The 1,086-nt window shown below is 66.5% G+C and carries 1 protein-coding gene; it reads left to right on the forward strand.

Translation table 11 applies throughout. The annotated features are described in order from the left end of the window. The first annotated feature begins 59 nt into the window (after window positions 1-59). On the forward strand, window positions 60-1,049 hold the full coding sequence (locus tag EN879_RS36890) for an MDR family oxidoreductase (protein ID WP_024502831.1): 990 nt from the start codon (window positions 60-62) through the stop codon (window positions 1,047-1,049). Window positions 1,050-1,086 lie beyond the last annotated feature (37 nt).

The raw sequence follows: 1,086 nt of genomic DNA on the forward strand, positions 1-1,086 counted from the left end.
GATTGACCCCGTGCGGCCATCGCCGCACAGTTCATGTCGTCAAGATCGCGGAGAAAGACATGTCCGAAACCTTCAAAGCCATCCTCGTTTCGCGTGACGCCGAGAAAAAGCAGTCGGTCGCCGTGACCGATCTCACCGAGGCCGACCTGATGGAAGGCGATGTCACCGTCGCGGTCGAGGCAACGACGGTGAACTACAAGGATGGCTTGGCGATCACAGGCAAGGCGCCGGTGATCCGCCGCTGGCCGCTGGTGCCGGGCATCGATTTCGCCGGCACCGTCATTTCGTCCTCGCATCCCGACTGGCGCGCCGGAGACAAGGTCGTGCTGAATGGCTGGGGCGTCGGCGAAACCCATTTCGGTGCCTATGCAGGCCGTGCCCGCGTCAAGGGCGACTGGCTGGTGCCGCTGCCGCAAGGCATCAGCCCGCATGACGCGATGGCCGTCGGCACCGCAGGATATACCGCCATGCTCTGTGTCATGGCACTGGAGCGGCACGGCATCCTGCCCGATCGCGGCCCGGTGGTGGTGACGGGGGCAGCCGGCGGCGTCGGCTCGGTCGCGGTCTCCATCCTGTCCAGCCTCGGCTACCATGTCATTGCTTCCACCGGCCGCAATGCCGAAAGCCCCTTTCTGATGGACCTTGGCGCCGCCGAGGTGATCTCGCGCGAGGAGCTTGCCCAGCCGGCCAAGCCGCTGGCCAAGGAGCGCTGGGCCGGCGGTATTGACGCTGTCGGCAGCCACACGCTGGCCAATGTGCTCTCGATGACCTCCTATGGCGGCGCGGTCGCCGCCTGCGGCCTGGCCGGCGGCATGGACCTGCCGGCCAGCGTCGCGCCCTTCATCCTGCGCGGTGTCTCATTGCTCGGCATCGATTCAGTGATGGCGCCGAAAGCAGTCCGCCTCGAGGCATGGCGCCGCATCGGCACCGACCTCGATCTGCAGAAGCTCGCCAGCCTGTCCAGCACCATCGGGTTCGACGGCATCGTCGATGCCGCGCGCGATATCGTCGAGGGCAAGATCCGCGGCCGCGTCGTCGTGGATATGTGACTCCGCCCAACTGCCGGAAGGGCGGATGCAATCGCCA

Source organism: Mesorhizobium sp. M7A.F.Ca.AU.002.02.1.1 (assembly GCF_003998535.1).
Lineage (GTDB): Bacteria > Pseudomonadota > Alphaproteobacteria > Rhizobiales > Rhizobiaceae > Mesorhizobium > Mesorhizobium ciceri.

What these genes read in the sequence shown, in the direction of transcription:
- EN879_RS36890 (WP_024502831.1), top strand. Translation starts at nt 60, where the DNA reads ATGTCCGAAACCTTCAAAGCCATCCTCGTTTCGCGTGACGCCGAGAAA.